Origin of the sequence: Sphaerisporangium sp. NPDC005289, from assembly GCF_040607455.1 — a bacterium.
Lineage (GTDB): Bacteria > Actinomycetota > Actinomycetes > Streptosporangiales > Streptosporangiaceae > Sphaerisporangium > Sphaerisporangium rhizosphaerae.
The window spans coordinates 257,969-282,462 of record NZ_JBEXGS010000010.1; the positions used below are offsets into that span (position 1 = coordinate 257,969).

At 72.4% G+C, this 24,494-nt stretch carries 22 protein-coding genes and 1 pseudogene; 12 read left to right on the forward strand and 11 right to left on the reverse strand.

Translation table 11 applies throughout. The features are described from left to right. Window positions 1-54 precede the first annotated feature (54 nt). The 6 genes and pseudogenes from ABZT47_RS19865 to ABZT47_RS19890 form a co-directional block, all read left to right on the forward strand. Complete coding sequence (locus ABZT47_RS19865; protein ID WP_354843774.1) at window positions 55-2,430, forward strand: nitrate- and nitrite sensing domain-containing protein; 2,376 nt, start codon at window positions 55-57, stop codon at window positions 2,428-2,430. A gap of 112 nt (window positions 2,431-2,542) precedes the next feature. Next, window positions 2,543-2,971: a roadblock/LC7 domain-containing protein gene (locus ABZT47_RS19870; RefSeq protein WP_354843777.1), complete on the forward strand. Its 429-nt coding sequence runs from the start codon at window positions 2,543-2,545 to the stop codon at window positions 2,969-2,971. Further along, window positions 2,968-3,357, forward strand: coding sequence for a DUF742 domain-containing protein (locus ABZT47_RS19875; RefSeq protein ID WP_354843779.1), 390 nt, complete (start codon window positions 2,968-2,970; stop codon window positions 3,355-3,357). Before ABZT47_RS19870 ends, ABZT47_RS19875 begins: the two co-directional genes overlap by 4 nt. After that, entirely contained in the window at window positions 3,338-3,946 is a 609-nt protein-coding gene (locus tag ABZT47_RS19880) for an ATP/GTP-binding protein (RefSeq protein ID WP_354843782.1), read from the forward strand. The genes ABZT47_RS19875 and ABZT47_RS19880 overlap by 20 nt, the downstream gene beginning before the upstream one ends. A gap of 163 nt (window positions 3,947-4,109) precedes the next feature. Then, window positions 4,110-4,904, forward strand: coding sequence for an SDR family oxidoreductase (locus tag ABZT47_RS19885; protein WP_354843785.1), 795 nt, complete (start codon window positions 4,110-4,112; stop codon window positions 4,902-4,904). Window positions 4,905-5,071: 167 nt separating this feature from the next. After that, window positions 5,072-5,500: pseudogene (locus tag ABZT47_RS19890) on the forward strand (aldo/keto reductase); the annotation flags it as partial. Window positions 5,501-5,659: 159 nt separating this feature from the next. Here the strand turns inward: ABZT47_RS19890 and ABZT47_RS19895 are convergent. Together ABZT47_RS19895 and ABZT47_RS19900 are read right to left on the reverse strand one after the other, a co-directional pair. Then, complete coding sequence (locus ABZT47_RS19895; RefSeq protein ID WP_354843788.1) at window positions 5,660-6,538, reverse strand: alpha/beta fold hydrolase; 879 nt, start codon at window positions 6,536-6,538, stop codon at window positions 5,660-5,662. A 3-nt stretch (window positions 6,539-6,541) separates the two neighbouring features. After that, window positions 6,542-9,280, reverse strand: a complete 2,739-nt coding sequence (locus ABZT47_RS19900) for an AAA family ATPase (RefSeq protein WP_354843790.1) — start codon at window positions 9,278-9,280, stop codon at window positions 6,542-6,544. 523 nt (window positions 9,281-9,803) lie between these two features. Here ABZT47_RS19900 and ABZT47_RS19905 point away from each other — a divergent pair. Further along, window positions 9,804-10,232, forward strand: coding sequence for an ATP-binding protein (locus ABZT47_RS19905; protein WP_354843793.1), 429 nt, complete (start codon window positions 9,804-9,806; stop codon window positions 10,230-10,232). A gap of 40 nt (window positions 10,233-10,272) precedes the next feature. Here the strand turns inward: ABZT47_RS19905 and ABZT47_RS19910 are convergent, their stop codons facing one another. Next, on the reverse strand, window positions 10,273-10,911 hold the full coding sequence (locus tag ABZT47_RS19910; RefSeq protein WP_354843795.1) for an HD domain-containing protein: 639 nt from the start codon (window positions 10,909-10,911) through the stop codon (window positions 10,273-10,275). A gap of 202 nt (window positions 10,912-11,113) precedes the next feature. On the opposite strand from ABZT47_RS19910, the gene ABZT47_RS19915 reads away from it, so the two are divergent. Beyond that, on the forward strand, window positions 11,114-11,701 hold the full coding sequence (locus ABZT47_RS19915; RefSeq protein WP_354843798.1) for a histidine phosphatase family protein: 588 nt from the start codon (window positions 11,114-11,116) through the stop codon (window positions 11,699-11,701). 89 nt (window positions 11,702-11,790) lie between these two features. Here the strand turns inward: ABZT47_RS19915 and ABZT47_RS19920 are convergent, their stop codons facing one another. Both ABZT47_RS19920 and ABZT47_RS19925 read right to left on the reverse strand, forming a co-directional pair. Further along, a complete protein-coding gene (locus ABZT47_RS19920; RefSeq protein WP_354843800.1) occupies window positions 11,791-12,777 on the reverse strand; it encodes an LLM class flavin-dependent oxidoreductase in 987 nt (328 codons plus the stop codon). 192 nt (window positions 12,778-12,969) lie between these two features. Next, a complete protein-coding gene (locus ABZT47_RS19925; RefSeq protein WP_354843803.1) occupies window positions 12,970-14,121 on the reverse strand; it encodes an FAD-dependent oxidoreductase in 1,152 nt (383 codons plus the stop codon). A gap of 100 nt (window positions 14,122-14,221) precedes the next feature. Between ABZT47_RS19925 and ABZT47_RS19930 the strand changes: the two genes are divergently transcribed. Beyond that, window positions 14,222-14,773 carry a TetR family transcriptional regulator gene (locus ABZT47_RS19930; RefSeq protein WP_354843806.1) on the forward strand — a complete coding sequence of 184 codons (552 nt, stop codon included), beginning with the start codon at window positions 14,222-14,224 and terminating at the stop codon, window positions 14,771-14,773. A gap of 62 nt (window positions 14,774-14,835) precedes the next feature. Here the strand turns inward: ABZT47_RS19930 and ABZT47_RS19935 are convergent, their stop codons facing one another. From ABZT47_RS19935 to ABZT47_RS19945, 3 genes are all read right to left on the reverse strand, one after another. After that, window positions 14,836-15,096 carry a hypothetical protein gene (locus ABZT47_RS19935; RefSeq protein WP_354843809.1) on the reverse strand — a complete coding sequence of 87 codons (261 nt, stop codon included), beginning with the start codon at window positions 15,094-15,096 and terminating at the stop codon, window positions 14,836-14,838. A gap of 133 nt (window positions 15,097-15,229) precedes the next feature. Continuing rightward, window positions 15,230-15,466 carry a DUF397 domain-containing protein gene (locus ABZT47_RS19940; protein ID WP_248959591.1) on the reverse strand — a complete coding sequence of 79 codons (237 nt, stop codon included), beginning with the start codon at window positions 15,464-15,466 and terminating at the stop codon, window positions 15,230-15,232. Then, complete coding sequence (locus ABZT47_RS19945; protein WP_354843887.1) at window positions 15,467-16,288, reverse strand: helix-turn-helix transcriptional regulator; 822 nt, start codon at window positions 16,286-16,288, stop codon at window positions 15,467-15,469. Between the two features lie 205 nt (window positions 16,289-16,493). Between ABZT47_RS19945 and ABZT47_RS19950 the strand changes: the two genes are divergently transcribed. The 3 genes from ABZT47_RS19950 (at window position 16,494) to ABZT47_RS19960 (ending at window position 20,019) form a co-directional block, all read left to right on the forward strand. Next, window positions 16,494-17,015 carry an ATP-binding protein gene (locus ABZT47_RS19950; RefSeq protein ID WP_354843813.1) on the forward strand — a complete coding sequence of 174 codons (522 nt, stop codon included), beginning with the start codon at window positions 16,494-16,496 and terminating at the stop codon, window positions 17,013-17,015. Between the two features lie 215 nt (window positions 17,016-17,230). Beyond that, complete coding sequence (locus tag ABZT47_RS19955) at window positions 17,231-19,612, forward strand: helicase-associated domain-containing protein (protein ID WP_354843816.1); 2,382 nt, start codon at window positions 17,231-17,233, stop codon at window positions 19,610-19,612. 149 nt (window positions 19,613-19,761) lie between these two features. Next, window positions 19,762-20,019 (forward strand): hypothetical protein, encoded by a 258-nt coding sequence (locus ABZT47_RS19960; protein ID WP_354843819.1) that lies wholly within the window; start codon window positions 19,762-19,764, stop codon window positions 20,017-20,019. A gap of 12 nt (window positions 20,020-20,031) precedes the next feature. Here the strand turns inward: ABZT47_RS19960 and ABZT47_RS19965 are convergent, their stop codons facing one another. The 3 genes from ABZT47_RS19965 to ABZT47_RS19975 all read right to left on the reverse strand — a co-directional run bounded on the left by ABZT47_RS19965 (window position 20,032) and on the right by ABZT47_RS19975 (window position 24,414). Further along, window positions 20,032-22,596 (reverse strand): penicillin acylase family protein, encoded by a 2,565-nt coding sequence (locus ABZT47_RS19965; protein WP_354843822.1) that lies wholly within the window; start codon window positions 22,594-22,596, stop codon window positions 20,032-20,034. Window positions 22,597-22,798: 202 nt separating this feature from the next. After that, window positions 22,799-23,617 carry an SAM-dependent methyltransferase gene (locus ABZT47_RS19970; RefSeq protein ID WP_354843825.1) on the reverse strand — a complete coding sequence of 273 codons (819 nt, stop codon included), beginning with the start codon at window positions 23,615-23,617 and terminating at the stop codon, window positions 22,799-22,801. Window positions 23,618-23,853: 236 nt separating this feature from the next. Next, complete coding sequence (locus tag ABZT47_RS19975; RefSeq protein ID WP_354843828.1) at window positions 23,854-24,414, reverse strand: DUF1349 domain-containing protein; 561 nt, start codon at window positions 24,412-24,414, stop codon at window positions 23,854-23,856. Window positions 24,415-24,494 lie beyond the last annotated feature (80 nt).

The following is a 24,494-nucleotide window of genomic DNA, read 5'->3' on the forward strand; positions in this document are numbered from 1 at the left end:
ATCATGCGCCCTGACGGCACGGAGGGCTTCCTGACTTTGGCCAGGGATGGAGTTATGCGCTTCCACAATCCGCGGGTACGTGCCAAGGTCACGGCTCTGCTGATATCACTCGTGGCGCTCTGGAGTTTCGCCGCGTGGGTGACCTTCCGCGAGGGCCTGAACCTGCTGTGGGTGAACACACTCGACACCAACGTGTCCCAGCCGGCCGAGCGGTTGATCACCGAGCTCCAGCGCGAGCGCCTGCTGACCACGGTCGCGCTGGGCGAGGACGACCTCCGCGACCGTCCGAGCGGGACGCTCACCACCCAGCGCGCGCGCACGCTGGCGGCGGGAGAGACCTTCCACCGCCTGATCGGCGACGCCAGCGTGCGCCGCGCGGCGAGCGACATCGTGCTGCGCCGCATCGCGGCGGCCGACCAGTCGCTCCAGCGCCTGGTGCCCCTGCGCAAGCGCATCGACGCCGGCCAGATCGACCGCCACGCCGCGGGCGACGCCTTCACCCAGCTCGTCGAGTCGGTCTACAACATCTACGACGCGCTGGCCGGCCTGGACGACCAGGACTTCGCCAAGGACACCCGCACCCTCGTCGCGATGGCGCGGGCCAAGGAGCTGATCTCGCAGGAGGACGCGTTCGTCGCCGGCGCGCTGGCGGCGGGCGGGCTCACCCCGGCCGAGGCGGTCACCTTCAGCCAGATGGTCGGCGCCCGGCGGTACACCCTGGCCGGGGCCTCCTCCGAGCTCCCCACCGTGGAGCACGCCGCCTTCCAGCGGCTGGAGAACAGCGAGACCTTCAAGCGCTTCCGCTCGACCGAAGACCAGCTCATCCGGGAAGGCATGGGCGGCGGCCCGCCGCCCGTCGGGGCGGAGACGTGGAGGTCGTCGGCCGAGAGCATCCTCTCCCAGCTCGACCGGCTCATCCAGGACAGCGGAGACGCCCTGGTCGAGCGGGCCACGCCCCTGGCGGTCGGCGTCATCGTCCGCCTGGTGCTCATGGGAGGTCTCGGCCTGCTGGCGGTCATCGCGTCCATCATGCTGTCGATCACCACGGCCCGCGCGCTGGTGCGGCGGCTGGAGGAGCTGCGCGCCGCCGCCCTGGAGCTGGCCTCGCAGAGGCTGCCGAGCGTCGTGGAGCGTCTCGGCCGGGGCGACGACGTGGACGTCAAGGCCGAGGCGCCGCCGCTCGCGGTCGGCAACGACGCCATCGGGCAGGTGGGCCAGGCGTTGAACATCGTCCAGGAGACGGCCATCGCGGTCGCGGTGGGGCAGGCCGAGCTGCGGCGCGGCTACCGGGGCATCCTGCTCAGCCTGGCCCGGCGCACCCAGTCGCTGGTCCACCGGCAGCTCACCATCCTCGACGCCATGGAGAAGCGGGAGACCGAGCCGGGCGAGCTGGCCGACCTGTTCCGGGTCGACCACCTGGCCACCCGCATGCGGCGCAACGCCGAGAACCTCATCGTCCTGTCCGGCGCCTCCCCCGGCCGCGCCTGGCGGCGCTCGGTGCCGATGGTCGACGTGGTCCGCGGCGCGCTCGCCGAGGTGGAGGACTACACCCAGGTCACGCTGATGCCCATGGGCGAGGCGCAGCTCGCCGGCCGGGCCATCGGCGACGTCATCCACCTGCTCGCCGAGCTGATCGAGAACGCCGTCTCCTTCTCCCCGCCGTACGCCTCGGTGCAGGTCAGCGGCCAGGAGGTCGCCAAGGGGTACGTCGTGGAGATCGAGGACCGCGGTCTCGGCATGCCCCCGGACGAGCTGGCCGCGGCCAACGAGCGCATCGCCGACCCGCCCGAGTTCAAGCTGAGCGGCACGCCCCGCCTCGGCCTGTACGTGGTCAGCCGCCTGGCCTCGCGGCACAAGATCAGGGTCACGCTGAAGTCCTCTCCGTACGGCGGCACGACCGTCGTCGTCCTGATCCCCCGCGAGTTGATCGAGTCCGACTCCGACATCGAGCCCGACATCGAGCCCGCAATCGAGCCGGACGCGGCGCCCGCCGGCGTGCCGCTGAACGGCGTGCCGGAGCCCCGGCAGGGAGGGCACGGTCCGACCGGGGAGGTTCCCGTGCACGCCGCCGACGATCCCGAGGATTCCCGTCCGCCGCTGCTGACGGTGGCCCCGCGGTGGGACGACCCGCCCGTCCACGAGCTGCCGGACCTGCCGGCGCCCCCGCCCGAGCGGCCCGCCTACACCCCCTCCGGGCTGCCCAGGCGCGTCGCGCAGGCGCACCTGGCGCCGGAGCTGCGCGAGCAGCCCCCGCCGCCGGTCCCGGCCGCCGCCGAGGAGGACGACGAGCTGTCGCCGGAGGACCTGCGGCGGCTGATGGGCTCCTTCCAGAGCGGCACGCAACGCGGCCGCTCCGACGCCGCCAGGCTGCCGCGCCGCCTGGACGCCACCCCGACACGGGAGGACGAACCTCCGACCGCATCCCCGTGAGCCCGCGGACCACGGCCGCGGGTGACCGAACTCCGCCTCGCCAGGTGACCGCCGGAGAGCAATGGAGACGACGTAGTGAACAGTGTGAGCCGGTAAAAGAGGACAGCGAGTGATGCAAAGGACGAGTTCCCCCGCCGACCTGGCCTGGTTGCTGGACGACCTGGTCGAGCGGGTGAGGGAAGCCGAGCACGGGATCGTTCTGTCCACCGACGGGCTGCTCCTGGCCACATCGCAAGGCCTCACGCGGGCCGACGCCGAGCACCTGTCCGCGGTGGCGGCGGGGATCCAGAGCCTGGCCCAGGGGGCCAGCGAGCGCTTCGTGGGCGGAGCCGTACGGCAGACCATCATCGCGATGAAGTCGGCCTACCTTGTCGTGACCGTGGCCGGAGAGGGCGCCTGTCTGGCCGTCCTGTGCGCCGGCGACGCCGATGTGGGCCTGGTCGCCTACGAGATGGCCATGCTGGTGACCCGCGTCGGGCAGTACCTCACCTCGCCCGCCCGCTCCGACGGCGCCGCCAGAAGGGAAGGGGGCGGCACATGACGCACCTGTCCGACGACCCGGCCGAGGAGCAGTGGCTCGACGACGAGGCCGGGCGCATCGTCCGCCCGTACGTGATGACGCGCGGGCGCACCGAGCCGAGCCGGGGCCGTATCGACCTGATCACCCTGGTGGTGACCCTGAACACGGCGCCCGCGGCCGAGCCCGGCCTCGGCCCCGAGCACCACACCATCGTCAGGCTGTGCGAGCGGCCGTTGTCGGTCGCCGAGATCGCCGCCCACCTGGACCTGCCGGCCGGCACCGTCCGCGTCCTGCTGGGCGACCTCGTGGACCGAGGGCTCGTCGCCATCCAGGAGCCCGCGCGGGAGACGGACGTTCTCGACCTGGAAACCTACAAGGCGGTGCTCAATGGACTCCGTACGCTCTGACGTCGGCGCGGCGCGCGCCAAGCTGCCCACGGCGATCAAGATCCTGATCGCGGGCGGGTTCGGGGCAGGCAAGACGACCATGGTCGGCTCGGTGTCGGAGACGCGCCCGCTGCGCACCGAGGAGACGCTCACCGACCGGGGTGTCGGCGTGGACGACCTGTCGGGGGTGGAGGAGAAGAAGACCACCACGGTCGCGATGGACTTCGGCCGCATCTCCATCGGCGACGCCCACGTGCTGTACCTGTTCGGCACCCCGGGCCAGGAGCGGTTCTGGTTCGTGTGGGACGAGCTGGCGCTGGGCGCGATGGGCGCCGTGGTGATCGCCGACACCCGCCGCCTGGCCGACTGCTTCCCGTCGGTGGACTACTTCGAGCGGCGCGGCACGCCGTTCATCGTCGCGGTCAACTGCTTCGAGGGCGCCAGGCGTTACGACCTGCAGGAGATCCGCATGGCGCTCGACCTCGGCCCCGCCACACCCGTGGTCCTCTGCGACGCGCGGCAACGGGAGTCGAGCAAGAACGTGCTGGTCACACTGGTGCAGCACGCGATGCGCACCCGCACCGGCGCCGAGGAGCCGGTCGCCGGCTGACCGGCACCACGGCTCCTGGCCGGGCGTGGCGGACGGCGGCCACGGCCCGGTCCCCATGTCCGGACATGTGATGGTGTACGCCGAATGTCGGCGTTTGCAATAGGCGGCGCGCGCAACTACCGTCAGGACGGTACCGCTGAACGCGATCGTCTGGAGCCTCGCCATGCACATCGACCTGACCGGCCGCACCGCACTCGTCACCGGGTCCACGTCGGGCATCGGCCAGGCCATCGCCACCGCCCTCGCCCGGGCCGGCGCCGGCGTCGTGGTCAACGGCCGCGACGAGCGGCGCACCGAGGAGGCCGCCGCCGCGATCGGCGAGGCGAGCGGCAACCCCGGCGTCCGGGCCGTGGCCGCCGACGTGGCCACCGAGGAAGGCGCGGACACGCTGTTCGCCGCCGCGCCCGAGGTCGACATCCTGGTCAACAACACCGGCGTCTACGGCCCGGCGCCGGTGTTCGAGATCCCCGACTCCGAGTGGCGGCGCTACTTCGAGGTCAACGTCCTCAGCGGCGTGCGCCTGGCGCGGCTGTACGTGCCGCGCATGGTCGAGCGGGGCTGGGGCCGCGCGATCTTCATCAGCAGCGACTCGGCGATGATGACGCCCACCGAGATGGTCCACTACGGCATGACCAAGACGGCGCAGCTCGCGGTCTCGCGGGGCATGGCCCAGTCGGTGGCAGGCAGCGGCGTCACCGTCAACTCCGTGCTCGCCGGGCCCACCCTCACCGAGGGGGTTCAGAAGTTCATCGGCGAGCTGTTCGGCGACGAGGTGCCCTTCGAGGAGGCCGAGCGCCGTTTCATCGCCGAGGGACGCCCCACCTCCTTGCTGCGCCGCCTGATCCGCCCGGAGGAGATCGCCAACCTGGTGACCTACCTCAGTTCGGACCTCGCCTCGGCCACCACCGGCGCCGCCCTCCGCGCCGACGGCGGCGTCGTCCCCACCCTGATCCCCTGACAGACCCCCCCGTCCGGGCGACCGGCAGGCCCGGGCGACCGGTGGGCCCGGACGATCGGGGTGCCCGGACGATCGGAGTGCCCGGACGATCGGAGTGCCGAGCCGGCGGCGATCGGCATTTCCATCGAGAAACACCCGTGTCCTCTCACCACACTCGGGCCCGTGCCCGGGTGCGCGCCATCGGCGTGTCCAACTTCCAGCCCGGCCACCTGCGGCGCCTGCTCGACCACTGCGAGGTACCCCCGGTCCTGAACCAGATCGAGCTGCACCCGAACCTGCAGCAGGCGGAGCTGCGCGCCTTCCACGCCGAGCACGGCATCGCCACCGAGGCGTGGAGCCCGCTCGCCCAGGGCGGCCTGCTCAAGGACCCCGCCATCACCTCGATCGCCGAGCGGCACGGCAAGACCCCGGCTCAGGTCATCCTCCGCTGGCACCTCCAGCTCGGCTCCATCGTGATCCCCAAGTCCGTCACGCCCGAGCGCATCCGCGAGAACCTGGACGTGTTCGGCTTCGAGCTCACCGGCGACGACATGGCCGCCATCGCCACCCTCGACACCGCCACCCGCACCGGCCCCGACCCCGACACCTTCAACTGACTCCCGGCCGTCCCGCTCAGGCCCTGCCGTTGGTGGGCGAGCGCGGGCCGCCCGCTGTTTCGCAGAATCGGAGACGTGCCCGGTCGTTGTCGAGCAGCTCGCCGTCGATCAGGAACGCGTGCGGCGAAGCCGGGGTCGATGGTGAGCATCGGCTACACGTCACTCGGCCGTGTGCGCGAGGATGGCGGCGGCCAGTTCTTCGTGTGCCTCCGGCGGCAGCGTGTGCCCCATGCCCGCCACGATCATCAGCCGCGCGCCCGGAATCCGCTCGGCGATGATCGCGCCGTGGCCCGGCTTGACGGGCTCGTGACTGCCCTCGATGACCAGCGTGGGCGCCTTCACCTGATGCAGCACGCCCACCGGCTCGAAGTCGGCCTTGGCCGCCGCGGCCAGCCGGTGGTTGGCCACTGCCGACAGGTCGCGGGCCCGGTCGTGGATCCGCTCCTGCAGCCGGCGCGCCGCGTCATCGTCGAACGGCAGCCCGGTGCCGTGCAGCACGCGCTGCTCGGCGATCATGCCGTTGATCAGCGCGCGCCGGTCCTGCGGCGGCGGGGCGGCCATCAGCGCGCGGTAGAAGGACACGAACTCCGGCGCCGGCTCCGGCAGGCTCCCCTCGGGGTGCAGCTGCCCCGTCAGGGCCCGCATGAGCACCTGGCCCTCGCCGCCGCCGAGCGGCGAGGAGCCGATGACGGTCAGCGAGCGCACCCGCTCCGGCCGTTCCACGGCGACGAACTGGCCGAGCAGCCCGCCCGCCGAGTGGCCGACCAGGTGCGCGCTCTCCAATCCGTGGGCGTCCATCACGCGGTAGACGTCGTTCTTGATGTCGTCCCACGTGTACGGCGCCGCCGCGAAGTCGACGGTGCCTGACATGCCGGTGTCACGGTGGTCGTACCGGATCACCCGGCGGCCTCCGGCGGTCAGGCGGCCGACGAGCTCGTCCGGCCACAGGATGCCCTGCGACATCGAACCCATGATCAGCAGGATCGGCGTGTCCGTCTCCGCGCCGAACTCTTCACTCCAGATGGTCACGTTTTGCATGTCTCACAGCATGGCGTCGTGGGCTACGGGCGCCTTCTGTAGAACTACTAGTCGCGCCAGATCCGTACGGGAGCCGATGCCCAGCTTCGGATAGATCTTGTACAGGTGGTACTCGACCGTGCGCGGGCTCAGGAAGAGCCGGGCGGCGATCTGCTTGCTCGACAATCCGTCGGCGACCAGGCCCGCGATGCGCAGCTCCTGCGGCGTCAGCGCGTCGAGCACGGCGGCGGGCGGGGCCTGCCCGCGGCCACCCGCCGCCCGCAACTCGCTCTGCGCGCGCCGCGCCCACGGCCGGGCACCCGCCCGTTCGAACGTCTCCCAGGCCGTCCGCAGATGCGCCCGCGCCTCGCCCGGCCGCTGCGCGCGGCGCAGGCACTCGCCCAGCAGCAAGGCCGTCCTGGCCGCCTCGAACGGGTTGGTGTGCAGCCGCAGCGCCTCGCCGAAGGCGTCCACGGAGGAGTCGGCCAGGCCCCGGCAGCGGGCCAGCAGCGCGCGGGACTCAGGCGTCGTCGCGTGCGCCGACCACCGCTCGTACGCCTGCAGCACGGCCAGCGCGCCCGCCTCGTCACCCGCGCCCACGGCGGCCTCGACGTGGTCCGGCGCCATCCGCCACACCACGGTCGGGTGCCCGGCGCCCGGTCCCGCCGCGGCGATGGCCTCGAAACGGCCGTGCGCCGCCGCGTGGCGGCCCAGGCACAGGTCGAGCATCGCCAGCGCGTACGCGGCCACTCCCGCGCGCAACCCCACCCGATGGGGGATGGCGATGGCCAGCGCCTCGCGGGCCTGCCGTTCGCAGGGCTCCTCCTCGCCCCGCAGCGCCGCCAGCACCGCCAGGTTGGCCAGGTGCGCCGCCACGGTGTTCTCGTACCCGGCCTCCCGGGCCAGCGCCAGGCCCTCCTCGGAGACGGCCTGGCCGCGTGCCAGCCGCCCGGCAAGGCGCTCGGCGGTCGCCACGAACTCCAGCACGACGGGCAACTGCCCGGTCATCCCCGACACCCTGGCCACCTGTCCAGCTCGGTCGGCCATCTCGGTGGCCAGATCCGGCTCGCCCAGAGCGCTGGCCGCGGCCGCCGCCCACAGGTACCCCGCCGCATCCTCCAGTTCTCCGGCCCGCGCCAGCGCCCGCCGCAGCAGGACCGGCCCGGTAGCGTCGCCGTCCGCGGTCAGGCCGATCCCGGTCACCGTGTCCCGCAAGAACCCCTCGGGGTGCGCCGCCGCGCGCCGGCCGAACCCGACGATGGCCGCCGTGTCGCCGACGTACGAGGCCGCCTCCACGGCGTCGGCCAGCATGTCCAAGCTGTCGCCCGCCGCCAGGATCCGTACGGCCTCGGCGGCGTTGCCCGCGTTCAGCTCGAACCGGCCCCGCAACTGGGCGATCTCCATGGCGAGGGTCGCGTCCCCGTCGGCCCGTTCACGCGCCTCGGCCAGCAGGGACTGCGCCTGTCCCGGGCGGCCGCCGAGCCAGGCCGCGACGGCGGCGTCCTTCAGCCGGACGGCCCGGGCGCGCGGCTCGGGGGTCAGCTCGGCGGCCCTGGCCAGGGCCGTGGCGGCGGCGCCGTACCCGCCACGGTCGCGCGCCCGCTCCGCGGCGGCCACCAGCGCGGCGGCGACCTGCTCGTCCTGGCCCAGAGCGGCTCCGGCCAGGTGCCAGGCGCGGCGGTCGCCCTCGGTCAGCTCCGCCAGGACGGCGTGTACGCGGCGGACGTCGGCGGGGGCGGCGATCTCGTGGATCGCTGATCGGATGAGCGGATGACGGAAGCGCACGCTCGTGCCGGACAGCTCGGCCAGCCCGCTCTCCTCCAGCTCGGCCAATGCCACCCGCCCGGCTCCGGCGTCCGTCCCGGTCGCGGATGAGGCCGATCGGGCCGCGATCGCGACGGGCCGTACCGGTCGCTCGCCGAACAACCGGTCGGTGGCGCGCAGGACCAGGTCGAGGTCTGCCTCGACGGCGGCGACCAGGGCGACCAGCCGGGCAGGGCCGGACAACCCGGTCACCCGATCGCCGAAGAGGCTGGCGCCACCGAGCAGCGGGTCGGGCAGTGGTTCGCGTCCGGCGAGCTGCGGGCGCGTCAGGCGGGCGGCGATCTCGCCCAGGGCGAGCGGATTCGCGCCGGTCAGTGTGATGAGTTCCCGTTTCACCTGGGCGGGCAGCACACCGTGGCGGGACTCCAGCAGCTCGGCTGCAGCGGACTCGGGCAGGCCCCGCACGTCCACCGTCAGCGGCACTCCCTTGACGGGAGCGTCTCCGCGCACGGCGAGCAGCATCACGATCCGTTCCGTCCCCAACCGCCTGGCGGCGAACAGCAGCGCATCGGCCGAAGCGCGGTCGACCCACTGGAAGTCGTCGACCACGCACATGAGCCCGTCCGGCGCGGCAGCCTCGGCCAGCAGCGAGAGCACGCCGGCGCCCAGCAGGAACCGATCGCCGCCGCCGCCGGCGGCCAGCCCCAAGGCCGCGCGCACGGCGAGGCGCTGCGGCTCTGACAACGCATCGAGCGAGCCGGTCACCGGCCGCAGCACCTGGTGCAGCGCCGCGAACGCGAGGTCGGACTCGGACTCAACGCCAGTGGTCCGCAACACTCGCATCGCGCCACCGCACGCAGCCGCCGCGTTGAGCAGAGCGGTTTTGCCCGCCCCCGCCTCGCCTCGCAACGCCACCGCGCCGCCGAAGCCGTCGCGAGCCCGCGCGATCACCTCATCGAGCGCGCTGATTTCCGCAGATCTTCCGTAAAGCACGAACACCCACTGTAGGAGGCCTCCATGTCCACAGGGCCGACAAGCCAGGCCGACCGACCCTGGTGATGAGTTGTCGCGCCCTCATCCTTCACACACCCCCAGGGCCAGGACCGTCATCCACGTGTCGACCGACGGTTTCGGCTGCCGGCTGCCACGGACGTGCCCTAACCCCACACCCGATCGCTCCCCCGCCAGACCCGGACCTCTCAGCTTTCGAGGTCGCGGTTCCTGACCCCGGCGAGGAACGCGCTCCACTCCCCCGCCGCGAAGAGCAGTAGCGGCCCACCGGAAGGCGCGCGGGCTCGTATTCGGATCGAGGTCGCGTCCTCGCGTTCCGGCTACTGGAACGACCGCCGATGGGCAGTGTGAGCCCGTGGCCCCGGAGGCCGCCGATCGGATGGGTCGCGTGCTCCGGGACCGCCGTACCGACGAGGCGGCGAGGGGCGCGACCCCACCCACCTGCCTGAACACCCCAAATCTGGACAGAGTAGGGTCTTCCAGGTCATATGCGGCATAGACAAGGACACACATGAGCGGGACTCCGGACGGGCAACGCGCCGCGTACTGGGACATCCCCCGGGATCCGACCGTCCTCGCGGACGTGCGGAAGATGATCCGGCAGACCTTGAGCAAGTGGCAGCTCGCCGGGGCGGGCGACGACCTCACCGACGACATCGTGCTCGCCTCGACCGAGGTGCTGAGCAACGCCGTCCTGTACGGGCTGCCGCCGATCCGGTTCACGCTCCGGGTGTCCGGGGAGACGCTGCTCGCGGAGATCACCGACCACGGGGCCGGACGGCCCGAGCGCCGGAGCGGCATCGACGACGACGAGCACGGACGTGGGCTGACCATCGTCGAGGCCCTCTGCGACGAATGGGGCGTCCTGCCCTCCCCCGAGGGCCCCGCCAAGACCGTCTGGTTCCGCAAGAAGTGCCCGCCTGACGACTCCACCGCCTGACCGGCCGCCGCCGGCCAGGTCCCCGCTCCCGCGATCCACGTCACTCCGGCCAGTCGGACTTCAGGATGACCTCGACGAAGTCGATGTGCCGGAAGCCGGGGACGTAGTGCTCCAGGACATCGGCGTTGACGGTGCCGAACGTCGTGTCCGGGCGGTGCTTGAAGCCGTCGGTGAACGCCTGGAGGATGCGCCGCTTGAAGTCCGGCCGGGGATGGGCCGCCGTGACCGCCGCGACGTCGCCCGGGTCCAGGTCCCGGTAGCCGATGCCGAGAACGTCGGTCTCCACCCCGGCGGTGACCAGGGCGATCTCCGGTTCGAGCCGGTAGGGGATCTCGGGGGTGGTGTGCAGGGCGATGCCCTCCCACACCTTGCGGATGTCGGCCTCCGGGACGCCGTGCGAGGCGAGGAACCGGCGCGCCTCGTCGGCCCCGTCCAGCTCGAACCGCTGGTCGTCGCTCCGGAGCCGGTCGGTCAGCCCGAGATCGTGGAACATCGCGCCCACGTACAGCAGCTCGGGATCGGCCGTGAGGCCGAGCCGGCGCCCCTGGAGGGCGCCGAACAGGTAGACGCGGCGGGAGTGGTCGTACAACAACTCGGGCGCGCTGTCACGGACCAGCTCGGTCGCCTCGGTGGCGAGCGCCGAGTCCGGGATGGCGACGCCTGCGATGATCTCGCTCATATCGGGGACTCCTTGTGTTCGACGGAAGCCGGCCCTGGGGCTCGCCCTCCGCGAAGCCGGCGTCTTCCCCTCCACTGTCGCAACTCATCCCCGCCGCCGCGCCCGCGCCCCTGGACCTCCACCCCACAGATCAGGACACGGCGGGATCCGCCCGGCACCCCCGCCGACGTGCACGTGCACGGGCGGTAGATGATGGACCGATATGGACGAGCTGATTCTTCTCCGGCACGGCGAGACCGAGTGGAGCCGCGACCGGCGGCACACCGGCCGCACCGATCTCCCGCTGACGCCCAAGGGCGAGGACCAGGCCCGCGCTCTGGCGCCCGCGCTGAAGGACAGGACCTTCTCGCTCGTCCTGGTCAGCCCGGCGGAGCGGGCCCGGTACACGGCCGAGCTGGCCGGCCTGACCGGCGTCGCGACCGACCCCGACCTGTGGGAGTGGGACTACGGCGGCTACGAGGGCATCACCACGGCGGACATCCGCGTGGAGCGGCCGGGCTGGTACCTGTGGCGCGACGGGGTGATCCCCGGGGACGCCGAGCACCCCGGGGAGACGATCGAGCAGGTCGCCGAGCGCGCCGACCGGGTGATCGCCCGGGTCAGGGGCGTCGAGGGCACCGTCGCGCTGGTCGCGCACGGCCACTTCCTGCGTGTCCTCACCGCCCGGTGGCTGGAACTGCCGCCGCGGGAGGGCCGCCACTTCGTGCTCGACACCGGCACCATCTCGGCCCTCGGGTACGAGCACGGCGAGCCGGCCCTCACCCGCTGGAACGCCCAGGTCACCCCCTGAACGTCCGGCATCGGCGAGGGGGCGCGCTCCCCGGAGACGGCGCGCCCCCCGGCTGAGTTCCGGCTTCGCGGGTCGCCCGGGCCGGGCCGTCAGGCGGACAGGCCGTGCGCCTCCGCCAGGAGTTCGGCCGACCTGATCGACGCCTTGGCGTCCGGTGAGGCGAGCGAGACGATCAGCTCGTCCGCCTGGGCGTGCTCGGCGAACTCGGCCACGTAGGCCGCGGCCTCCGCGGGGTCGCCGACGGCGAAGTACTTGGTCATCCGCCCGATCTGGCGCCCCGCGGGCGAGGCCAGAAGCATGTCGGCCTCCTGCTCGTCGTACGGGCGTCCCGCCGCGAGGAAGTTGTGCACCCTGAGCCGCAGGGCGGCGAGCTGCTGCTCGCGCGCCTCCTCGGTCGTGTCCGACGCGATCACGCTGAGCGCCGCCATGACGTACGGCCGGTCGAGCTGCGGGGACGGCTTGAACTCACGGCGGTAGAGGGCGACGGCCTCCTCCAGCGCGTCGGGCGCGAAGTGGGAGGCGAACGCGTACGGGAGCCCGAGCGCCGCCGCGAGCTGGGCGCCGAACAGCGAGGAGCCGAGGATGTAAAGCGGCACGTTGGTGCCCTTGCCCGGGATGGCGTGGACGCCGGGGATGCGGCTCTCGCCGGTCAGGTAGCCCTGGAGCTCCAGCACGTCCTGCGGGAAGGCGTCCGAGGAGGTGGGCGTGCGCCTCAGGGCCCGCATGGTCTGCTGGTCGCTGCCCGGGGCCCGGCCGAGGCCGAGGTCGATGCGCCCGGGGTGAAGGGTCTCCAGGGTGCCGAACTGCTCGGCGATGGTCAGCGGGGAGTGGTTGGGCAGCATGACGCCGCCCGATCCGAGGCGGATCGTCCGGGTGTGCGCCGCCACGTGGGCGATGACGACGCTGGTCGCCGAGGACGCGATGTACCTCATGTTGTGATGCTCCGCGTACCAGACGCGCCGGTATCCGAGCTCCTCGGCCCGCTGGGCGAGGGCGACGCTGGCGGCGAGACTGTCGGAGGCCGTCCCTCCCTCACGGATGTACGCAAGATCCAGGATGGACAGCGGCAGAGCCATGGAGAAACGCCCTTTCACCCGATGACGGCACGAACGGACGTATGCAACAGCCACTCGGCCATGACTATTTCCCCTCCGGCCGGCCCACCCGTGAAGGTCGCCGATCGACCGGCTCCCCCGGGCTCGCCACCTTGGAGCGGGCACGCGGTGAGCGGTCGCCTGGTCAGGCGCGGTCGGCGGGCGGTGCGGAGATCAGCGGTAGCGAAGGCCGGACAGGCGCCAGGCCAGGTCGCGGCGCACCGCGGGGTGCAGGGTGAACAGCCGGAGTGCCAGGTTACGCAGCGGCGTGAGGCGGCGGTCCGCCGTGGCGAGGCGGGTCAGCCGGTCGGCGAGGGAGACGACCTGCTCGGCCACCGGCCTGCGCGTCGCGCCGTAGGCGTCCAGCAGGTCGGGCGATCCTCCGGCGAGGACCTCGTCCAGGGTGCGGGCCAGGGCCGCCGCGTCGGCGATGCCGGTGTTCATGCCCTGGCCGCCGGCCGGGCTGTGGACGTGCGCGGCGTCCCCCGCGAGCAGGACGCGCCCGGCCCGGTAGGTGTCGGCGATCCGGTGCTGGACCTGGAACCGCGACCCCCACAGCACCTCACGGACGATCGCCCGCCGTGCCCGCGGCCCCCGCGTGTCGAGCAGGTCCTGGACGAACGCGGCGTCCGGTTCCTTGGGCGCCTCCTGCACGGTCGCCACGATGCGGTGGACACCGCCGGGGAGCTGGGCCACGACGACCAGCCCGGCGGGCGAGAAGTACAGGATCACCTCGTCGTCCGGCACCCCTCCGCCGGACAGGCGCACGTCGGCGAGGCTGAAGGACTCGGCGTAGGCGCCGCCGGTGAACCCGATGCCCGCCTGCTCGCGCACGGTGCTGTGCATGCCGTCGGCGCCCACCAGGTACCGCGCGCGGACGGTCTCGCCGGTCGTGAAGGTGGCGGTCACCCCTGAGGCGTCCTGTTCGAACGCCGAGAGCGTGCAGGGGCGCAGGACTTGGCCGCCGAGTTCGGTGAGCCGTTCCAGCAGCACGGCCTCGGTGACCTCCTGGGAGATCATCAGGGTGTAGGGGTAGGGGGTGGGCAGACCGCCGAAGGGCACCGGCACCAGCACGCGGTCCCGGTCGCGGACGGTGAAACGGGGCACCGGCAGGCCGCGCGCGACGAGCCGGCCGGCCACGCCGTAGGGCTCCAGCACCTCGAGGGTGCGGGCGTGCACGACGGCGGCGCGGGTGGTGGTGTCCGCCGCGGCGCGCGCGTCGACCACGGTGACCGAGCGTCCCTGATGGACCAGGCCGAGGGCGGTGGTGAGCCCGGTCGGGCCCGCGCCGACGACCAGTACGTCTGTGGTGGCTGCGGGGAACATGGCGACCTCCTGTGTCAACGCTTGTTGGTCAACAACCGTTGGCATAAGTCTGCGTCGCCGGGATCGTCATGTCAACAGGCGTTGGCCTACACTTGTTGGCATGAGGAGATCGTCCGAGGACACCAAGGCCGCGATCCTGGCGGCCGCGCGCGAGCGCTTCGCGGCCGACGGGTACGAGCGCGCCACCATCCGCGCCATCGCCGCCGACGCCGCCATCGACCCGTCGATGGTGATGCGCTACTTCGGCAGCAAGGAGCGGCTCTTCGCCGCGGCCGCGGACTTCGACCTCCGGCTCCCCGATCTCACGGCGATCCCCCGCGACCGGCTCGGCGCCACGCTGGTGGCCCATTTCCTGGAACGCTGGGAGGCCGACGAGGCCCTGATGGTGCTGCTGCGCACGAGCGTGACCAACGCGGAGGCGGCCGGCCGGCTACGGGTGATCTTCGCCGGGCAGCTCGGGCCGACGGTCGCCGTGCCCGCGGCCGACCCCGCCGACGCCGCGCGGCGGGCCGGTCTGGTCGCCACCCAGGTGCTGGGCATGGCGTTGTGCCGCTACGTGTTGTGCCTGCCGCCGGTCGTGGAGATGACGCGCGACGAGATCGTCGCCTGGCTCGCCCCCACGGTCCAGCGCTACCTCACCGCCCCCTCCTGAGGGGCACGGCGGCGGGGCGGGTCAGAGGGAGGACGGGCCGGACGGAGCGGGGCAGGGGCCGCTCAGAAGGAGGTGACGGGCTTGGGCTGCGGGCCTCGGCCGGTCAGCCACTCAAGGACCTTGCGGTGGCCGTGGCGGGCGTCTTCGAAGTGGCCCCAGCGCCAGTATCTCGGCTGGTCCCTGACCCCGGTGACCCAGGTGCGGTAGGAGACCGGGCGGCTGCCGTCCTCGGTGGAGGCCGCGGACGCGACGCCGTACGTACGGATCACGACGCGGCCCCCCGGCGCGAACAGCACATCATCGGCTACGGGGTAGAGAGTCATCTGATCCAGCATCACGGGCCCCCACGAACTTCACGAAGAAGCGGACGGGACCAGTGTGCCGGGCCGATGGACGACCCCGGTTACGCGATCAGCGCTCTCCGGTTAACCGGACGCGCGATATGTGAACAGGGTGTTACGCGACCAGATTGTCGAACTCGCCGTCCTTGACGCCGAGCACCAGGGCCCGGATCTCGTCAGCGGTGTAGATCAGGGCCGGGCCGTCCGGGAATCGGGAGTTGCGGACGGCGACGCCCCCGTCGGGGAGTTTCGCAAGCTCGACGCAGTTGCCCTGCGAGTTGCTGTGAACACTCTTGCGCCACGCGACGCCGGTGAGGCTCGTGGCCGGCATTCCGTTGTATGGCTGGTTCATCTAGATCTCTCTGAGTATGTCGCCGAGTATCTCGGCAGTGCCCCCGGGCGTTGTGCTCTCGATGCACAGCTGTTCCATGGCCGTGAGGTACGGATCGATGTCCTCACGCTTGTCCAGATAAAGGGCACCCCACAGCTGCTCGACGTAGACCACGTCCGATAGGTCGGACTCCGGAAAACGCAGGATGGTGAACGCTCCACCCTCGGCCGCGTGCATACCGAACTGGAACGGCATCACCTGCAAAGTGATGGCCGGCAGGCTGGCGACGGCCATCAGGTGCTGCAACTGCTCGTACATGATCTCTTTGCCACCGATGGGCCGCCGCAGCGCGGCCTCGTCGATGACGGCCCAGAGTTTCGGTCCGTCGTTGCGCAGGAGACGCTCCTGCCGGTGCAAGCGCAGATGCACACGGCGTTCGATCTCGTCGTCGGACACATCCGGGTACCCGAGCCTGATCACCGTCCGGGCGTACGCGGCCGTCTGGAGCAGCCCCGGAATGAACTGCACCTCGTAGGTGCGGATCACCGACGCCGCCTCCTCGAGCCCGACGTACGTCGAGAACCATGCGGGGAGCAGGTCGCTGTACTTGTGCCACCATCCAGGGGTGTTCGCCTCGCGGACCATCTCGAGCAGCCCACGGCGGTCGGCGTCGTCGTTGACGCCATAGAGCGTGAGCAGATCCTCGACGTCACGCGTCTTGAACCCCACCCGTCCAAGCTCCATGCGGCTGATCTTGGACTCGGAGGCGCGGATGTGGAATCCCGCGACCTCGCGCGTTAGCCCGCGCTCCTCACGCAGCCTGCGTAGGCTGGCGCCCAGCATGATGCGCCGAACCGTTGAGCCCGAGCCAGGCGGATCGATGGACACGTGCTTTCCTCCGGTTGTGGACTGGTTCACAGTCTGTCAAAGATCGCGCGTGAGGTCCCCCTTCGGTTTCACTCCCAAGGGCAACCGTAGCGGTTGCACGCCCCTTCTGCACGTGCATTCGCTCTTGCACCTGCACACGAGTTTGGCCCATCATGATCTCGTGCACTCCACGGACCTGACACGTGGGCCGAACCAGTGGTCGGCATTCGACTGGTGGCCTCCCATCGGCTGGTGGCCTCATCCCGCGCGCGATCTCGCTCCCCCGGAGGCGGGCACGTCGAGTGCCACGTTCGTGCTGCCTCCCCGCCCGGAGTCCGTCCACTCCGCGCGCAGCTTCGCGGCCGGCAGCCTGATCGGCTGGCGCATGCGCGACCTGGTGCAGGACATGGAGCTCGTGGTGTCGGAGCTGGCGACCAACGCGCTGCGGCACGGCCTCATGCCCGGCCCGTGCGAACCGCGCCACAGCGTCTGCGAGCCCATCCGCATGTCGATGATCCGCATGGGCTCCCTGGTCGGCTGCGTCTTCGCCGACCCGGGGTCGGCGGCCCCCGTGATGCGCGACCCCTCGCCGCTGGAGGTCGGCGGCATGGGCCTGCACATCGTCGAGTCGATGAGCCTGCGCTGGGGGTGGAACCCCCTGCTGCCCTACGGCAAGGTCGTGTGGGCCGTCCTGAAGAGCTGATCGAGGTCGCGGGGGCCCTCCTGAGCAGGTGAGCGGCGCCGGACGCCGGCGACGCGGCCCGGTCCCCTCCACCGCCATGGCCGGCGCACCGTCCCGCGCCGTGGGAAACGCGTCAAGGATTCGGGGGTGTATTCCGCAAGGTCGATCCGTCAAGCGGGTGCTCTGCATTACGGTTGCTTCTTGGTGACTCCCGCGAGACCTTTGAAAGAGCTGTGATGGATGATCACCTGCTCGGCTGGTTGACGACCCTCGATGAAGACCGGCTCGCGCGCCTGCTGGCCAACCGCCCGGACGCGATCGCCGCGCCCTGGCCCCGCCGCCTGGACACCCTCGCCCGGCGTCTGAACGACACCTTCGCGGTGATGGAGGTCATGCGCGGCCTTCCCCTGCCTCCCCTCGAGATCCTGCAGGCCTGCCTGGTCATCGGCGAGCGCGCCAACGCCGAGGAGCTGGCCCGCTTCCTCGGCGTCACCACCGCCGAGGTGCTCCCCTGGCTGGACGACCTGTTCGACCACGCCCTCGCATGGCCGGGCCCCGACGGCCGCCTGCACCTCGCCGGGGCCGTCGCCCGCTGGTGGACGGCCCCCTGCGGGCTCGGCGACCCCCTGCTGTCCTACCTGGACTCCTGGACGCTCAACACCGACGGGCTGCGCCGCATGAGCCGCGGCCTCGGCCTGGCCTCGCAGGGCGGCAAGCGCCAGCTGATCACCCGCATCACCGGCGTGCTGTCCGACGCCGACCGGTTGTCGGCCCTGCTGCGCGAGGCCCCGGACGGCACCGTCAGCCTGCTGGACGAGTTCGCCTGGGACGGGCCGGTGCGCGGGGTGGACGGCAACCGCTTCGTCGCCCCGGGTTCCCCCGAGCAGTGGGCCGCCGACCACGGCCTGCTCTACCGCACCCAGTGGGACATCGCCGAGATGCCCCGCGAGGTCGCCCTCGCGCTGCGCGGCCCCGACTACCACGCGCCCTTCACCCCCGAGCCGCCGCAGCTCGGCACGGTCCCGGTGGAGCCCGAGGCCGTCGACCACCAGATGTGCCTGGCCGCCCCGCACGCCGTCGACCGGGCCGCCGCGCTGCTGGAGAACACCGACAAGACCCCGCTGCCGCTGCTCAAGGGCGGCGGCGTCGGGGTCCGCGAGGTGCGCCGGGTCGTGAAGGAGACCGGCTGCACCGAGGAGGAGTCCCGGCTGCTGCTGGAGGCCTGCGCCGTCGCCCGGCTGCTCGCCCTGGACGAGCCGGCGGGCGGCCTGGTGCCGACCAAGCGGTTCGACGCCTGGCGGCTGGAGGACGCCCCCACGCGGCTGCGCGCCCTCCTCGCGGCGTGGTGGCGCATGGAGCGCTCATCCCTGCGGCGCACCGCCGGCAAATACCCGACCGTGCTCTGCGACGACCCCTCCGGCGAGACGGTGGCGCGCATCCGCTGGGCCGTGCTGGCCACGCTGGCCACCCTCCCGCCCGACGCGGCCTTCGCGAGCATGCCCGAACTGGTGCAGGCCGTGCACTGGCGGGCGCCGCTCCTCGACCGCGACCTGCTCGCCGAGTGCTGCCCGGCCGTCCTGGCGGAGGCCCGCCTGCTCGGCCTGGTCGCCTCCGACACCCTCACCGCCCTCGGACGGGCCCTGGCCGCGATCGGCTCGGCCTCGGCCGGAGACGAGCAGGACGAGACCGTCCCGGAGGTCGAGCGGGCCCCCGGGCTCGTCGAGTCCTCGGTCCACGCGCTGGCGGGCGCGCAGCGCACCGCCCTGTTCGGCGCCGACCTGACCGCCGTCGTCACCGGCCCGCCCGCCGCCGAGCTGTCGGGCCTGCTCGACCGCGCCGCCGACCGCGAGTCGCAGGGCGCCGCGTCGGTGTGGCGGTTCAGCCCCGCGAGCGTGCGGCGGGCCCTGGACGCCGGGTACACCGCCGACTCCCTCCTTGAGGAGCTCAGCGCGGCGGGCACCCTCCCCCAGCCGCTCACCTACCTCGTCAGAGACGTCGCCCGGCGGTACGGCGAGGTCACCGTCACCACCGTCGGCTGCATCATCCAGGGCTCCGACCCGGCGCTGCTCGCCGAGATCGCCGGCCACCGCCGCCTGGCCCGGCTCGGCCTGCGGCTGCTGGCCCCGACCGTCCTGGCCGGCGCCGCCCCGGCCGCGCGCACGCTCGCCGCCCTGCGCGACGCCGGGTACGCGCCGGTTCCCGTGGACGACAGCGGCGAGATCGCGGTCAGGCGCGAGCCGCAGGGCGGGCGGCTCATCCTGCTGCCCGGCGGCCGGGTGGCCGAGCTGGAGGAGCCGCACGTGCATCTGGCCGAGCCGCCGCCCGACCCGCGCGAGCACGCCCGGCGGCTGGCGGGCGCCCTCGCGGAGGAACGGCACACCGGCCAGACGTGGGCCGTCATCGGCCGCCTGGCCACCCGGCTGCCGACCGCCCAGCAGTCCCTGCTCGGCTTCGTCGTCGACCGGGGCGTGCGCGCGCTCATCACCCTGTCCGACGGCCTCACCGCGACGATCAGCCACGGCGAGCTGCGGCGCGGGGTGCTGGACGCCTGGTGCGAGGAGGCCGGCGACTACCTGGAGTTCCCGCTGGCCGAGATCTCCTCGGTCACCAGCGGCTGACGGCGGGTCGCAGGGCCGCCTCAGCCGAAGGCGGCGCCTGGCCTGGTACTTTTCCCAGTCATGCATGAGGTCGCGATCCATGGGCAGAGTCCGCCCGGACGGCGGCGCGCCGCGCCGTGCACCGACGGCCCTACGTGAGGGGCGAGGACATGTCCTCAGTGCAGCACGAAGGCTCACCCGCCCGGACATCGCGGCACCTCGACGGCTCGGCGCCCCGCCCGGCGAGCGAGCATCCTGAGACGGAGGGCTCCCCCGGCCTCGGCGCGGGCGTGACCCGCGTCCTGGCCGGTCTCACCTCGCAGATCCACCTGCGTCATCAGTGGATCACCGTCGAGGCGATCGGCCACGTGGTCACCCAGCGCTGCGCCACCTGCCGGCGCATCCGCGTCCGCGTCCAGGGCGGCTGATCCGCCGGGGTCTCAGGGCGTCAGGGTGAGGGTGTCGGCGGCGTCCGCGCGGACGGCGCGTTCGGTCTGGCGCATGGGAGTGGTGGCGCCGTCGGCCCACAGCTGCGCCTGGTCGTCGTAGTTGCGGTGGAAGGCGTGCCCGGAGGCGCCGGTGAGGTTCGACCAGCGCGAGCGGTCCAGGTCGGCCAGGTCGACGACCATCCGCATGGACGGCACCCAGTCCACCTGGTAGCCCGTGGTGGCGTTCCAACCCGTGGCGTCGACGGCGTCCTTGCCGCCGCCGAGCCGCAGCGGCCCCCGGTTGAACAGCCACTCGACGGGACCGATGCCGGAGGTGCCGAACGTCTCGTTGGTCAGCTCCAGGGTGTGCAGGTCGCCCCACCGCCAGTCGCGGGGTGAGTCGCCCAGCTTGGCGCGAAGCTCCCCGGCGGCGTCGCCCATGGCGGCCACGAGCATGTCGTCCCGCGTCTCGGTCCTGTCCTTGGTCCGCACGTCGTCCCACCACGGGTCGCCGGGACGGTCGAGCAGGGGACGCACGACCTCGTACCAGCGGTCGCCGCCGCCGGGCCGGCCGCCCTCCGGCAGGTCGTCGTCGAAGGTGCGCTGGAGCAGGTGGCGCCAGACGGCGTTGAAGTAGGCGGCGGGCGCGGAGTCGCGGCCTTGGGAGAAGTCCCATCCCGCGAGCAGCTCCCGCGCCTCGGGCACCTTCGCGCCGGCCCGCAGCAGGTGCGGCACCAGGACGGGCGCCAGGCCGTTGGCCGAGTCCATCTGGATGTCCGCCATGCCGGCCGAGGTGATCTTTCCCTTGGCCGTCGCCTGCCTGATGCGCTCGATGATGCGCTGCGAACGGTAGCCGTAGGACCAGTCGGAGGTGAGGAAGCGGCTGTAGGAGGGGCCGGTCGCGGCGTTGTTGGCGGTGGCGATGAAGCCCTCGGGCGGGTTGTAGGCCATGGGAAGCTCCTCGAAGGGGATGAACCCCTTCCACTCCTCCTTACCGGTCCAGCCCCGCGCGGGCCACCGGCCGTCGCCCGCCTCCCGGACGGGGATGCGCCCGGGCGCCTGGTAGCCGATGTTGCCGTCGACGTCGGCGTAGATCATGTTCTGGGCGGGGGCCTCGAAGAAGGACGCGGCCGTGCGGAAGTGCGCGAAGTCGGTCGCGGTGTCCAGCAGCAGCAGGGCGTCGGCCGTGCGTCCAGGGTCCAGAGCGGTCCATCTCAGGGCGATCTCCAGGTCGTGCCCGGCGGCCGCGAGTCTGCCGTCCTTTTCCGGCCGGCCGCCGGCGGGCGCCCCCTCCTCGGCCCTGGCGGCGGCCCCCGGCAGGGCGTTCGTGGCGCCGCCGAGCACCCCGGAGATGATCGGGCCGTGCCGGGTGGACCGGACGGTCAACCGCTCGGCGGGGCGCCCGGCGACCTTGATCTCCTCGGTGCGGGTCTCCATGGGCCGCCAGGAGTCCCCCGCCTGGTAGGTGTCGCCCTTGGTGCGCTCCAGGTACAGATCGGTGACGTCGGGGCCGAGGTTGGTGAACCCCCAGGCGACCCGGTCGTTGTGGCCGATGACGACCCCGGGCATGCCCGAGAAGGTGTACCCGACGACGTCGTAGGGGCACGCGGCCGACTTCACCCGGCAGTGCAGGCCGGCCTGGTACCAGATGGAGGGGATGCGCGGCCCGAGGTGCGGGTCGTTCGCCAGCAGCGGCTTGCCGGTGCCGGTGTGCGCGCCGCCCACGACCCAGGAGTTGGAGCCGATGCCGGCGCGGTCGGCGCCGCCGGTCCCGAGCGGGGAGGGCACGGCCCGCAGCGTGCGCGCCACGTCGGCCAGCACCCGCGCCGGAGCCGACACGGGCTTCGCCGACCGCCCCGCCGCCCTGGAGCCGGCCTTCCCGCCGGGCGTGCCCGCCGGGGCGGTGGTGAAGCGTCCGTCGTGGACGGCGCCCGTGGTGACGATGGGCTGGTGCCGGTCGAAGGGATAGCCCGGGAAGAGCTGGTCCACCCGCTCGACGGGGAGGACGGAGGCGTCCAGGGCCCGCTCCAGCTCGTCGTCCATGTTGGAGCGCAGATCCCAGGCCATCGCCTTCAGCCAGGCCAGCGAGTCCGCGGGGCTCCACGGCTCGGGGGCGTAGGAGCCGTTGGTGAGCTTGAGCACGGCGTATTCCAGGCTCCTGGCGGCGAAGCCGTCGTTCGCCCGCATCCAGGCGTTCACCCCGTCCGCGTAGTCGGCGAGCGCCTGGCGGGTGCGCGGGTCGAGCAGCGGCAGCTCCCGCTCGGCCGTGCGCCGCCAGCCGAGGGTGCGCACCACCTTGTCCACCTCCAGCGTGGAGGGGCCGAACAGCTCCGACAGCCGGCCGGCGGTGGTCTTGCGCCGGAAGTCCATCTCCCAGAACCGGTCCTGGGCGTGGACGTATCCCTGGGCCATGAACAGGTCGCGCGGGGTGCTCGCGTAGATCTGCGGGATGCCGTGGGCGTCGCGGACGACCGTGACGCGCGCGCTCAGGCCGGGAAGCCGCAGCTCGCCGTCGACCTGGGGGAAGGACCGCCGCACCGTCCACAGGCCCGCGCCGGCCAGGACGAGGGCGAGCACGAGGACGGCGGTGAGGAAGCGTGCCCCCCATCGGAGCGGACGGGACAGACGAGCAAAGGGGGCGAACCTCAAATCACGGACCTTTCACCATGGAAACGCACCTCACAGTAAGGGACCGCGTCCGTGCGGTCGATCACCGGCCGGCCGCTGATCGATCACTGTTCGGGACGTCCATCCCCTACCGGTGCGTCCGGGGCCAGGGTCAGGGGGCCGGTTTCCTGCCGACGCCGCCGACCAGCCACGCCTTGTCCGGATTGTGGACGTTGAGCGGGTTGTCCGGGCGCCAGGCGCGGATGTACACCAGACCCGGCTCGACCATCTCGAACCCGTCGAAGAAGCCCATGACCTCGGCGCGCCTGCGTGAGGCGTCCTCGATGCGGCCGAAAACCCGCCGGTAGACGTCCACGATCGGCGGCGCCACCTCGGGCCGGGAGTCGAACACCGCGTGCACGATCATGAGATGGCTGCCCGCCGCGAGCAGGTCCCGCAGCTCGGCCACCCGCTTGTACGGGTCGTCCTCGTCGGGGATGAACTGCAGCGAGCTGAGCACCACGATGCCCACCGGCCGCGAGACGTCGATCACCCGTCGCAGCCCGGCGTCGGCCATGAGCTCGGCGGGGTGCATGATGTCGCCCTCCACCACCCCGGTCTTCGCGTCGGTGGCCAGCAGCGCGCGGGAGTGCGAGAGCACCACGGGGTCGTTGGAGACGTACACGACCCGGGCCTCGGGGGCCAGCGAGCGGGCGATCTGGTGGGTGTTGTGCTCGGACGGGATGCCGGCGCCGATGTTGAGGAACTGGGTGACGCCCTGCTCCACCATGTACCGCACCGTGCGGGCGTGGAAGGCCTGGCTCTCGCGCGCCATGACGCGGATCTCCGGCGCGACCGCCAGGATCTGCTCCGCGGCCTCACGGTCGGCGGCGAAGTTGTCCTTGCCGCCGAGGAAGTAGTTGGCGATGCGGGCCTGGTTGGGCACCGTGGTGTCCAGGATCGCCCGCAAGCGCGGGGCCTCGTCCGTCACGGTGCCACCTCCCCTCGCCGACGGCCCGGCACGGGCGTCCCGACGGGCCGCACACGGTGACTCATCCGGCAAACCCGGCGGTCACTCCCAAGCCATCACAGAAGACCACGATATACATGGTACGGGCTGACACTTGGGCAGGTTGGCCATGAAAGACCGAACAAAGCGGGTTAAATCCGGGTTACGGCCGCTGTCCAGGCACGGGCGGACCTCACCGGCAGATGGGCCCCGAGGTCTCAGGCGACGGACACCGAGGTGAAGCGGGTCTCGAAGCCCTGGCCCTCGGGCGCGGCGCACATGACGCCCGCCAGCGCGGGGACGCCCGGCGGGAAGTACGCCAGGCGCAGCAGGATGGTGGGCTCGCCGCCGTCGACGCCGTACCGCACGATCACGGTGTCGCCCTCGCGGACCAACTCGACCGTCACCGCCTCGACGGGGCCGGCCAGCGGCGTGACCGACCAGTCGGAGAATCCCCTGGTCACCACGGCGCCGACGTGGAGGCGCCCGTCAACATACTCGACGCCCGCCTTGACCCAGTTCTCCTCGTCGACGCGCAGCGCGGCGCCCGCCTGGTCGTACTGCTCGGCGTAGTCGGCGGCGAACGTGGCGACGACGCGAACGTCCCCGGCGACGGGCGTGCCGAAGACGTGGCCGGTGTCATAGCTGTACCCGTAGTGCGTGACCCGCCACAGGTCGGTGCGGGCGTCCGCGGTCACCCGCAGTACGCCGTCCGCCGGGTCCGCCGACCACTTCGCGGGCTCGTTGGTCCACTGCCAGCCGCTGAAATCCTGGTTCATGGTGCCTCCTGCGGTCACCTTACCGATCACCGGAGGGGGAGCGCTCCCTGGAGTCGGTCCGCACTGTGGGTCACCGTTCA

Excerpts from the sequence above, each read along its gene's own strand:
- ABZT47_RS19865 (WP_354843774.1), top strand. The coding sequence starts at position 55 with ATGCGCTTCCACAATCCGCGGGTACGTGCCAAGGTCACGGCTCTGCTG.
- ABZT47_RS19870 (WP_354843777.1), top strand. The coding sequence starts at position 2,543 with ATGCAAAGGACGAGTTCCCCCGCCGACCTGGCCTGGTTGCTGGACGAC.
- ABZT47_RS19875 (WP_354843779.1), top strand. The coding sequence starts at position 2,968 with ATGACGCACCTGTCCGACGACCCGGCCGAGGAGCAGTGGCTCGACGAC.
- ABZT47_RS19880 (WP_354843782.1), top strand. The coding sequence starts at position 3,338 with ATGGACTCCGTACGCTCTGACGTCGGCGCGGCGCGCGCCAAGCTGCCC.
- ABZT47_RS19885 (WP_354843785.1), top strand. The coding sequence starts at position 4,110 with ATGCACATCGACCTGACCGGCCGCACCGCACTCGTCACCGGGTCCACG.
- ABZT47_RS19895 (WP_354843788.1), bottom strand. The coding sequence starts at position 6,538 with ATGCAAAACGTGACCATCTGGAGTGAAGAGTTCGGCGCGGAGACGGAC.
- ABZT47_RS19905 (WP_354843793.1), top strand. The coding sequence starts at position 9,804 with ATGAGCGGGACTCCGGACGGGCAACGCGCCGCGTACTGGGACATCCCC.
- ABZT47_RS19910 (WP_354843795.1), bottom strand. The coding sequence starts at position 10,911 with ATGAGCGAGATCATCGCAGGCGTCGCCATCCCGGACTCGGCGCTCGCC.
- ABZT47_RS19915 (WP_354843798.1), top strand. The coding sequence starts at position 11,114 with ATGGACGAGCTGATTCTTCTCCGGCACGGCGAGACCGAGTGGAGCCGC.
- ABZT47_RS19920 (WP_354843800.1), bottom strand. The coding sequence starts at position 12,777 with ATGGCTCTGCCGCTGTCCATCCTGGATCTTGCGTACATCCGTGAGGGA.
- ABZT47_RS19925 (WP_354843803.1), bottom strand. The coding sequence starts at position 14,121 with ATGTTCCCCGCAGCCACCACAGACGTACTGGTCGTCGGCGCGGGCCCG.
- ABZT47_RS19930 (WP_354843806.1), top strand. The coding sequence starts at position 14,222 with ATGAGGAGATCGTCCGAGGACACCAAGGCCGCGATCCTGGCGGCCGCG.
- ABZT47_RS19935 (WP_354843809.1), bottom strand. The coding sequence starts at position 15,096 with ATGACTCTCTACCCCGTAGCCGATGATGTGCTGTTCGCGCCGGGGGGC.
- ABZT47_RS19940 (WP_248959591.1), bottom strand. The coding sequence starts at position 15,466 with ATGAACCAGCCATACAACGGAATGCCGGCCACGAGCCTCACCGGCGTC.
- ABZT47_RS19945 (WP_354843887.1), bottom strand. The coding sequence starts at position 16,288 with ATGCTGGGCGCCAGCCTACGCAGGCTGCGTGAGGAGCGCGGGCTAACG.
- ABZT47_RS19955 (WP_354843816.1), top strand. The coding sequence starts at position 17,231 with ATGGATGATCACCTGCTCGGCTGGTTGACGACCCTCGATGAAGACCGG.
- ABZT47_RS19960 (WP_354843819.1), top strand. The coding sequence starts at position 19,762 with ATGTCCTCAGTGCAGCACGAAGGCTCACCCGCCCGGACATCGCGGCAC.
- ABZT47_RS19975 (WP_354843828.1), bottom strand. The coding sequence starts at position 24,414 with ATGAACCAGGATTTCAGCGGCTGGCAGTGGACCAACGAGCCCGCGAAG.